Source organism: Microvirga sp. GN3 (assembly GCF_055792825.1).
Genome location: NZ_JBVVAK010000012.1, coordinates 87,250 through 96,413 on the forward strand (window position 1 = coordinate 87,250; position 9,164 = coordinate 96,413).

General features: G+C 58.9%; 12 protein-coding genes and 1 pseudogene. 6 read left to right on the forward strand and 7 right to left on the reverse strand.

The window, feature by feature from the left end; all coding sequences use genetic code 11:
* The first annotated feature begins 45 nt into the window (after positions 1 to 45).
* The 3 genes from ACS5Q1_RS08750 (at position 46) to ACS5Q1_RS08760 (ending at position 1,634) form a co-directional block, all read left to right on the forward strand.
* Positions 46 to 510, forward strand: a complete 465-nt coding sequence (locus ACS5Q1_RS08750; protein WP_473097783.1) for a hypothetical protein — start codon at positions 46 to 48, stop codon at positions 508 to 510.
* Positions 511 to 801: 291 nt separating this feature from the next.
* Complete coding sequence (locus ACS5Q1_RS08755) at positions 802 to 1,140, forward strand: type II toxin-antitoxin system PrlF family antitoxin (RefSeq protein WP_473097784.1); 339 nt, start codon at positions 802 to 804, stop codon at positions 1,138 to 1,140.
* Positions 1,137 to 1,634 carry a type II toxin-antitoxin system YhaV family toxin gene (locus ACS5Q1_RS08760; RefSeq protein WP_473097785.1) on the forward strand — a complete coding sequence of 166 codons (498 nt, stop codon included), beginning with the start codon at positions 1,137 to 1,139 and terminating at the stop codon, positions 1,632 to 1,634. The genes ACS5Q1_RS08755 and ACS5Q1_RS08760 overlap by 4 nt, the downstream gene beginning before the upstream one ends.
* A gap of 133 nt (positions 1,635 to 1,767) precedes the next feature.
* On the opposite strand, the gene ACS5Q1_RS08765 is transcribed toward ACS5Q1_RS08760, so the two are convergent.
* A complete protein-coding gene (locus tag ACS5Q1_RS08765; RefSeq protein ID WP_473097786.1) occupies positions 1,768 to 2,088 on the reverse strand; it encodes a hypothetical protein in 321 nt (106 codons plus the stop codon).
* Positions 2,085 to 2,432 (reverse strand): DUF433 domain-containing protein, encoded by a 348-nt coding sequence (locus ACS5Q1_RS08770; RefSeq protein WP_473097787.1) that lies wholly within the window; start codon positions 2,430 to 2,432, stop codon positions 2,085 to 2,087. Before ACS5Q1_RS08770 ends, ACS5Q1_RS08765 begins: the two co-directional genes overlap by 4 nt.
* Before the next feature lie 157 nt (positions 2,433 to 2,589).
* Between ACS5Q1_RS08770 and ACS5Q1_RS08775 the strand changes: the two genes are divergently transcribed.
* The gene (locus ACS5Q1_RS08775; protein ID WP_473097788.1) at positions 2,590 to 2,967 is read left to right on the forward strand and encodes a hypothetical protein; all 378 of its coding nucleotides are present in this window, start codon (positions 2,590 to 2,592) and stop codon (positions 2,965 to 2,967) included.
* A 255-nt stretch (positions 2,968 to 3,222) separates the two neighbouring features.
* Positions 3,223 to 4,620 carry an ATP-binding protein gene (locus tag ACS5Q1_RS08780; RefSeq protein WP_473097789.1) on the forward strand — a complete coding sequence of 466 codons (1,398 nt, stop codon included), beginning with the start codon at positions 3,223 to 3,225 and terminating at the stop codon, positions 4,618 to 4,620.
* 72 nt (positions 4,621 to 4,692) lie between these two features.
* Here the strand turns inward: ACS5Q1_RS08780 and ACS5Q1_RS08785 are convergent, their stop codons facing one another.
* The 3 genes from ACS5Q1_RS08785 to ACS5Q1_RS08795 form a co-directional block, all read right to left on the reverse strand.
* Complete coding sequence (locus ACS5Q1_RS08785; protein ID WP_473097790.1) at positions 4,693 to 5,922, reverse strand: HEPN/Toprim-associated domain-containing protein; 1,230 nt, start codon at positions 5,920 to 5,922, stop codon at positions 4,693 to 4,695.
* Between the two features lies 1 nt (position 5,923).
* A complete protein-coding gene (locus tag ACS5Q1_RS08790) occupies positions 5,924 to 6,052 on the reverse strand; it encodes a helix-turn-helix domain-containing protein (RefSeq protein ID WP_473097791.1) in 129 nt (42 codons plus the stop codon).
* A gap of 740 nt (positions 6,053 to 6,792) precedes the next feature.
* A complete protein-coding gene (locus tag ACS5Q1_RS08795; RefSeq protein WP_473097792.1) occupies positions 6,793 to 7,182 on the reverse strand; it encodes a transposase in 390 nt (129 codons plus the stop codon).
* 45 nt (positions 7,183 to 7,227) lie between these two features.
* On the opposite strand from ACS5Q1_RS08795, the gene ACS5Q1_RS08800 reads away from it, so the two are divergent.
* Entirely contained in the window at positions 7,228 to 7,866 is a 639-nt protein-coding gene (locus ACS5Q1_RS08800) for a DUF7986 domain-containing protein (protein WP_473097793.1), read from the forward strand.
* A 380-nt stretch (positions 7,867 to 8,246) separates the two neighbouring features.
* Here the strand turns inward: ACS5Q1_RS08800 and ACS5Q1_RS08805 are convergent, their stop codons facing one another.
* Positions 8,247 to 8,723: a hypothetical protein gene (locus tag ACS5Q1_RS08805; protein WP_473097794.1), complete on the reverse strand. Its 477-nt coding sequence runs from the start codon at positions 8,721 to 8,723 to the stop codon at positions 8,247 to 8,249.
* A 252-nt stretch (positions 8,724 to 8,975) separates the two neighbouring features.
* Positions 8,976 to 9,158 (reverse strand): annotated as a pseudogene (locus ACS5Q1_RS08810) (IS6 family transposase); the annotation flags it as partial.
* Positions 9,159 to 9,164 lie beyond the last annotated feature (6 nt).

Sequence of the window (9,164 nt, forward strand, 5' to 3'; positions counted from 1 at the left end):
CTTGTGAGCTACTCTCCGCGACCCAGACCATGCAGGGGCAGAGCTATGGACGAAAATTTACTGCGTCTTGTGCGGGATCTCATCGAGCGCCCAGAGAGCCCGACTTCGCTCGCCGTCCAAGCCAGCCTCGAAAGGATGCTCAGGCCCTCGGAAGAGGCGATCGCCGCGCTGATCGAGGCCCTTGCTCTCCAAATTGAGCAGCCGGGACCGGAAGCTGACGTTGCGGTGGCGGCAGCAATAATCCAGTACCAGGCGGTCACGGATCAACCAGCCGACCCCTTCATCGACGATTTCCGTGAGAAGGCTCAGGATCTGCTCCAAAGCCGTCTCCGTCGGCCGCCTAAGATGGAGGAGGTTCTCGGGCTCAGTGAGGGTGTCCAAGATCTGCAATACGATCTCGCAGGCCTCCTCGGCGGGCTGCGTGGCACCTGGCATCGTCTTTGGGCCAGCATCAGCAGCCAAGCACTATTTTCTGACAGGGCCTCGATCCAGACGACACCGTCGACCTGATCCGGAAGGAATTCGAGAGCATGCTCGGTCGGCCGCTTTCGCAGGCGGAATGGAGCACACTCGAGGCCCATGCCCTCCGGAATTATCGGGAGGTGATGAATCCCGCCATGGCGAAGCATTTGCCCGATGACTGATCGTCACCAGCAGGCTGTAGCCTGACATTTGTGTCGCATATATCAGGCTGTGGCCTGACATTCCGCTGAGAACGGGCTCTTGACGTATAATGCAAATGCATTACATCGTACAATGCAGATGCATTGTGGCCCCACTTCAGGGGCTTTGGAGGTCGAGATGGGCAAGTCTGCCGTTTTCGAGATCGAAGCGACCGTGACGGAGCGCGGCCAGACCACGGTTCCGGCCCAGGTTCGGAAGATGCTGGCCCTCAAGAAGACAGGACGCTTGGTTTTTCGCGGGATGTCTGACGGGACGATCGAGGTCGCCCGGAAGGAAGAGAGCAAGGTCCACACGGACCCGGTGATTTCGCAGTTCCTCGACTTCATCGAGCAGGATATGACGGAACGGAAGACCGCCGCGATCCGGCCGGTGCCGAACTCCTACCTCGATGATCTGCGCGAGCTCTCGGATGTGGAACTCGACCTTGACGGCCCTCTGGCGGGTGATGACGAGTGAGCGAGCCTACGATCGTCATCGCCGGGTGGAAGATCTACGCTCATCCGGTCTTCCTCGCCCAGCTTGAGACTTACCAGGCCGCCTATCGAGCGGTCCGCGAGAAACACCCGAAGGACTACAAAACGAAGAAGGCGACTAAGCTCTACGCGGCCCTCCTCAAGACAGCCTTTGAGGTGATCCCAGCCGATCCGACGAACCCGGATTTTCGGCAGGGATCGACCCTTGGCGATGACAACAAAAACTGGTTCCGGGCGAAGTTCCTCCAGCAGTTCCGGCTGTTCTTCCGCTATGCGGAGGACAAGAAGACGATCGTTCTCGGCTGGGTCAACGACGAGGACACCAAACGGGCCTACGGCTCGAAGACGGATGCCTACGAGGTGTTCAAGAAGATGCTCAGGGCCGGGAATCCTCCTAGCGACTGGGATGCGCTCTTGAAGGCTTCTACCGACGACGACTCCGTTGAGCGGTTGAAAGCCAGCTCGGGACGTGAGTGATACGGCTCGCAACGCAGGCTTGGCCGCTAGACCAAACAGGTCAGGATCAAAGGATCCCCCACGCTTGATACCGGCGCCGGCCGGTCAGTTTCCTCGACAACGCTTCTGTGCTGCGCCCGCATCGCACTTTCGGTCACTCAGCGCCTTGCCCTCGAGCGACATCCAATGCCTCGTCGATGCGTCCAGCCCTAAGGGCCTCAAGTGGGGAACTCCCATCCAACGCGGCATCCGGCACCAAAAGCCACTCCAGCCGCATCCAGTCGGCTCGCATCGGCATAGCGGCCAAGGCATTGGAAAGACCCGGGACCATTCCATCCGGCCCGAACTGGCAGGCTGGGTACCCGTAGTCGTCCCCGATCCGCACTGCGATGATCGTTCCGGCTTTGTGACGCTCCTCTACCACCTGCTCTCGTACATCGCCGGCCGCGATGAGTTCCTGTATTTCGGGTGTCATTTGGTCTTCCTTGGAATACGCCCGGACTTCCCCAGAGTTGCGATGTCATCACCAAGGAGGGCTCTGATATCGGCGGGCGTCTCATCCGTCGACAGTACCCGCCTTGGATCCTCTCCTCGGGGCGCCCGAGTCACAGCTTTTTCCAGCGGATTGGCCTCTGCGTAAGCGACAGCCAGATCCAGATGGTGTTCCTGGATAGTCGGGTAAGCCGCCAATATGCGATCGCGCGGGATCCCTGCCTTCACAGACGCGGCCAGATCATAGACCGGGACGCGGGTTCCCTTGATGACCGGCATGCCCCACAGGATTTCGGGGTCCGAGATAATCACGTCCTCAACCATCATCCCTCCTCCTGCCTCCGGTTCCTAGGCTGTGGAGCCCTTGCAAGTTTCGGTCTTTGTCGTCTTCACATCAAGCCAAGTTTAGGCTCAAGGGGTGTCCTGCCTCAGGCTCCTTGCAGTCCAAGTGGCCGAGCAAGAACGCACGAAGGATACACCGAACATGACATTGAAGATTGGCCTCGCTCTGGCCGCCTTCACCCTTGCCGCCTCGCCGGCTCTAGCGCGAGATTATTTTGTTGGCGACTATGCCAGCAAACTGGGGGCCTGCCCAAAGCAGGTCAATTGCTCGTGGTTGATCGAGCCCAACAAGGGCGGCAAGACGTACTCTGTTGAGTTCGAGGCCGAGACTTGGTCCACGAACACCCAGCTTTGCAAAATCAAGGGAACGTTGAATCGGCAGGGCACGCGCCTGGTGGGCAATCTCGATGACGGCCAACCGATTGAGATCGTCGTCAACCGAAATCACGATCTTGTCGTGAGCAAGACGACAACCGTCCGTGCGGGCTATCGCTGCCCCTTAATGGGGCTTACGGCATAGTTGCTGACTGACGCCCTACCGCGAAAACCCTCAACATGACCGCGACTAAGGCGTCTATATTGAGGGTTTTCCTCTTCACCTTACCTCCTTACTTCCACCGGGCGGCGAGCCCTTTACCAGTTTCAGGCCGTCGTCCGTGATACGATACTCACCGTCGGCTAACGCCACCAGAATTGACGCGGATTGAGTCCGTCCCCCCTTGCTTTGTCAATCGGAGTTAGTGTAATCTGGTTTACCGTAATCTGGATTACACTAATGTTCGTGGGTCGCGCCCAAGAGCTAACCCGTCTCCGCAAGGAATTTTCCCTCGCCAGGCCTTCTTTGGTGGTGGTCTATGGACGGCGCCGGATCGGGAAGTCCGCGCTGCTCAAGGAAGCTGCCACGGACCGTCCGCACGTTCTATATCAGGCGACGCGGGTCACCCCCACTCTGAATCTGGAGGGGTTTAAGACCGAAATCGCCCGCTCGCTTGGCGCCGACCCCCTGTTGGACGGTCTCGGCGATTGGCTGGGCATGCTGACATATCTCGCGCGCAAGGCCGAGGACATGCCCGGATTGATCGTCGTCCTGGACGAATTCCCCTACCTTGTCGAGGGCGACCAGGCGTTGCCATCGATCATCCAAAAGTTCTGGGACGCGGTCGTCGCCAACGAGGGCAAGCTGAACTTGGTACTCTGCGGGTCGATGATCGCTCAGATGGAGGACCTGTTGGCCGAGAGGAACCCACTCTATGGGCGTCAAACCCTACCTCTGGAGGTCAAGGCGTTGCCGCTGCGGGATGCGGCAGGGTTCTTCCCGGATTATCCTGCCGAGGATCGTATCCTCGCCTATGCCATCTTCGGGGGGATCCCTTTCTACCTAAGGCTGTGCGATTCGAGCGCAAGTCTCGAGGAGAACGTCACCAACTTACTGCTCGCCGATGCCGGAGCGTTGGTAGACGAACCGAATGTCCTGCTCCAATCGGAACTTCGGGAGACGCAACGCTATGCCAGCATCCTCGCGGCCATTGCAGACGGCTGCACCAAACTCGGTGAAATCGGCGGCCGTGTCAGGGACATCAAGGATTCCGTTTCGCTTAGCCCTTATATGAAGCGGCTCGAGCGCATGCGCCTGGTTCGGGCCGTGCACTCCCTCGATGCTAGCCCGAAGTCACGGGACACACGTTACTTCGTGGACGATCCGCTTGTTGCCTTTTGGCACCGGTTCGTTCGACCGAACATGTCTAGTGTGATGCAGGGCTTCGGCCCCGAGATCTGGCGGCACCAGGTGGCACCGCGGCTGGACGAGTATATGGGCGGCGCGTTCGAGGAAATCTGCCGAGGGTACGCCCGCCGCCACGCGCAAGAGTCCCTTCCTTCTCCGGCCCAAGAGATCGGTCAAATCTGGGGTGCCGACTACGACATCGACGTGGCCGGACGCTTGCTGGACGGATCAATGCTATATGGCGAGTGCAAGTGGCGCCGCGGAGCGGTTGGGGCGGATGTGCTCGCAACACTGATCGAGCATGCTGGACGAACCGGCTACGGTCGTGGCGTAGAAGATCGCTACTTCATCCTGTACGCGCGCACCGATTTCAAGACAGGTGTCCAAGAGCGCGCCAAGGAGGACGGGCGGATTGTGTTGCTGACGCCAAACACCATGCTCGCGCTCTGAAATCCGCAGTAAGAGGTCAGACAATTCCCCAGGCCCGATACCGCCACCGGCCAGAGTCCCCGGCAGTTGCGTTCAATCGCGAGTGAACACCGCAAATATCTTCTGCAGCAACTTATTCATATCCGGAAACTGCGCCCTCGCGTCTTCAGGTGAAGCACACGTGGCAAGATGCTCGATGTAGGTCTCAACGATTTCCCGCTTGCCTTCGACCTCACCCTGATAGCGGCTGAGTTTTCGGTTGTATCCGGTCCATCGGACGGGGCGGAATTCGCCCGATCCATCGTGGAGAGCACTGGGACCGAGATAAAGCTCAATCCCGCCTGCCATTCCATTGACGTCCATCCTCTGCAGGCCCTGTGGGCCGACCGTGGGGTAGTCCAGCGCTACCTCGGCATCTGGCAAAGTCAGCAAGCGGATATTCGACGGCAAAGTGATGTTGCCGAGGGAGGCCAAAGCAGCGTGCCCGGCCGTATCATGGTCAAACAGGCCTACCATCCGTGTGCGGAGGCGAGCCCCAGCGAAGGCCCGAACAATCTTGCAGAGATGCTCGGCTCCTCCTTCCGCCCGAACCTCCTCGAAGTCGAGGAATGTGTAGGGCTCCGCCAGGTGCGGGTACATCACATCGAGTGAGGACTTGATGATCCGTGTATCGCTGCTTCCTTCGGTCAGAATAACGATCGGCTCAACGACAGGGTGCGCGGCGAGCATGGCCTCATGCGCATCCGCTGCAACCGGCTGATCCTCGTCATAGTACCCAGCGTGCGTGACGTCGGTGAGATCCAGAATGATCTCGCCTGCGTCTGGGAGAGCATCGAGAGCTGCCCGGATAAAAAACCGTCTGTCTGACCTGAAGTGCATCAGGGTGTAGTCATCCTGGTCAAGGATGTGGTGAATGATCGGATGGTCCGTCCAGGGCTCAGCATCGTCCCAGTAGTTCACCCCAGCCCGAGCCATGGTCGAAAGGGCATCTTTCCAGCCTGCGAGGGTAAGTCCACACAACACGCGGAGATCGCTGTCATAGACAGCAGGTTCTTCCGCCATGCGCTCGATTTGCATGGTGAGCTCTTCATGGAAGTCACGCTCGGAGCGCTCGGCGGTAAAGCCTAGCACGTCCAGTCGCTCGCGCATGACACCTACAGGCACGGCATATTCATATCGGGTTTCGTCTTCCGATCCGTGGCGGTTACTATTTCGGACCCGCCGATCTCGCTCCTGGAAGAGGCAGAGGATATCATCGGGAGCCTCGCCTTTGCCTGAGGCGAGCTGAAAGTCATCGATCTGAAGAGCCCAATAGCTGCCCACTCTACACAATCCCCCAAGCCCGATAGCGTCGCCGGCCGGTCAATTCCCTCGGCAGCGCTCCCCCCAGTTGCAGCAGCATCACGTCCACCGCCTTAGGAGTGACTTTGAGTATCTTGGCCCCCAGCGGCACCGTGACGTGTTAGACAATGGTGCAAAGTTTGCGATCAGCTTTGTCCATACGATTACTCGCGCCACGCTGCGCCATTGCACGACAGGACTGACGTTAACGCCTTCAGCTAGTTCTGGACGGACCAGAACGGCGAAGGACAAGGACCGCAATGGCCAAGCTTTGCAAAAGGCGCAACCCCCTGCGCCTTGAGGTCGGCTCCGAGGTCAGACGGGGCAGTCGGGACGTCTTGGAACGGGCCTTCGAGCGTCTCCTGCCCCTGCGCACCCAACTCCGACCATCAAGCCCGCTGACAACCATTTCCGAGGGAGCATGCCATGAGAACTCAGCATCTGAGAGCCGTCTCGGCCCCGCAGACCCCGCAGGTCGCCCTCTACGCCCGGGTCTCCTCCGACCAGCAGGCTGAGCATCACACCATCGACAGCCAACTGGCGGAGCCGACCGCGCGAGCAGAGCAGGAAGGTGTCAGCCGACATCTTGGGATGAGAAAATCGGGTTTCTGGTGGGTTTGGACATCAATAGTGAGACAAATGGGCGGCCCATTATCTCACTCTACGTGCCAGTTCCAAGCGGTGCGCACTCTGGTATCGCGAGCTGCCCCCTTTTAGATCGGCAGCCAACGTTGGGCGGCGATTGTCTCAAAAGAAATGTCCAAAGCACCTCATATTCTCAATTTAAATGCACATTCTCAAATTAGATGCTCAAAGCTAAGTGCTTGGAAACGCTCACGCCGACGTCTCACATCAAAATGTCAACTGACAGGAGCGGACCGGATCCCGGTAAATGCCTCGCGCCTTGATCCGGCCACCCCAGCGGCGTTCGAGAGTGTCATCCAGCGCGATAATGACGGGCCCGGCCGGCACGAAGCTCGCCACCCGCAGGCCGAGCAGGCGACGCGCCACCTCGCGGCTGGAGCACTGGTTGCGGTTGAGCACGCGGTGATAGTTCGTGAAGCTGCGGGTGCGGGCGAGGCCGACAACGGTGAGCATGGCCGTGACAGTGCGGCACCCCGGAGTGAGAAGGGCGCCCAGAACGAGCACGAGGGCATGGCGGAGGGTTGGCCCGGTCAGGCCGGACCGGAACGGAGCCAGCCAGGTGGACAGGAGGTCAGGAACATGGGGCTGGACGGGCATGGCCACGATCTCCCACAATCAGGCTCAAGAGCCTGGGAGGTCGCCATGGCCGAAATGGGTCGGACCGAGATCCTGACGCGCTACCGTCATCTGCGCGCGATCAGCACCCACCATCACAACGAGGCTCTTCGCTTTGTGCCGGATTCGGCTCTGATGGAGCAGGCGCGCCGGCTGGGGCTCACGGTCGGCAAGATGCTGGTGGCCGAGAGCCTGGACGAGGTGACGTTGGCGTACGACCTGGCCCTCTACACCGCGCCGCCGGGCCGCTCGCGCGGGATGGACCGCTATGTCCGCCACGCTGCCGCGGCGCCCGGCTCGGATGAGGACGTGATGCTGCAGGCCCTGCTCCGGGCCCGCTTCTCAGTCTGGCGGGTTGAGCGCCGGCATGAGACGGCCGGCTTGGTGGTGCTGGATCTCATGCGCCAGGACGAGGTTTGGCTGGTCGACGAGCATCTGGAGCAGACGGCTCATCCTGGCACCTCGCTCGCGATGCGGCTGAGCACACCGGAAGCTTTTGCGATGACGTGCGGGGTTGTCGTGCCTGTGGATGTGGAGATGATGGAGGAGGTACTCGACACCATGCTGGAGCGCGTGCATGGCGATGCCGACGCGATTGCCAATGATCGCCGGTTTGCTACCGCAATCTATCGGATTGCCGTGATGGACGCGCTCATGAGCCTGTAAGATTTGCCGATCCGGACTGACCTGCCGGTGGCCTATAGAGCCGCCGGAAATGGCCAAACTCGAGCTCAGAACCGGCTTGTTAAAGGGTAGGGGAGTCCTATCAGGACCTTCTGGATTATACCGTCGAGGTTCGTGCAACGATGCAATATACACAAACCAAAGTATAGATACCTAATCCCTTCTTCTGACTACAGTTTCCGCAAAGATAATTGAGGTATGTCATCGGGATATACTAACTTGAGATCACAGAAAGACATTCATCGAAGAAATTTCAATGTTAATTGCAACATTTTCTAGATATGATCTGAGGATTCGGGCGGACAAAGATGCAAAATATGCCATATGCGTATATAACACTGTTAGGCGAGCAATGATATTATTCAAGAACGACGAATACTCCACTCCAAAGCACAGCCATTTCCACCCGCGCGGGCAAATCTAAGATTTAGAAAGAGGGCGCTGATGAACTGGCGCTGTAGCTTGATCGCTCCGCAGCGTCCCGCTTCAGAAATGAGATTGATCAGATTAGGTGGGCTCGTTCCTAGCTCGATGTAAGGAACCGTAGAATGCGTCGATATTTCTTCCACATCTTCGATAACGAAGAACTTAACGACGAGCACGGCACTGTCCTTGCCAATCGAGAGGAAGCCCGCGCCCATGCAATTATCATTGCAGGCGAACTCCTCAGGGACGCTGGTAAAAAGTTCTGGAGCGGCACGGAGTGGCGGTTGCACGTCACTGATGAGGCAGGCGAAAATATATGGACGCTTAGGTTCTTGGTTGAGGGTGGTGGCCTGAGCTGACTTCGATAGAACCTGAGCCCGAATGTCAGAGCCGAGGGCTCGGCGCTGGGCCAAGATATGATTTTCTGAGTAGACGGTACCCTGGCATAAATGTTGAGGGAGGAGATGATGGCAACCAAGGGAGCCGCCCTGGGGCTCCGTTCATCACGGCATGCAGAATGCCACCTTCTGATGAGCGTGCCGGGATTGGTGCTTCCTCTGTGCTGGCCTTTGTCTGCGCCATCGAGCATCCGATCGCTTTCGCCAGTTCCGCAATGTCTGGGCGCACCTTGACCTCCCCCACGACCGTGCCAATCTGTTTCTGGGTCTCCGGCCAGAGATACTGATTACCACCTCATCCGGTGCCGCTTGTCTCCGGCCGCTGGAAGACATGCCGGATCTGATTGGCGAAACTCTGGCCGAACTTCAGCGTGCATTGCCAGACCGTCTCGTGGCTGACCAGGATGCCCGGACCGCAAGCATCTCCTCGGCCATCCGCAGGCTCAAGGGAACGCA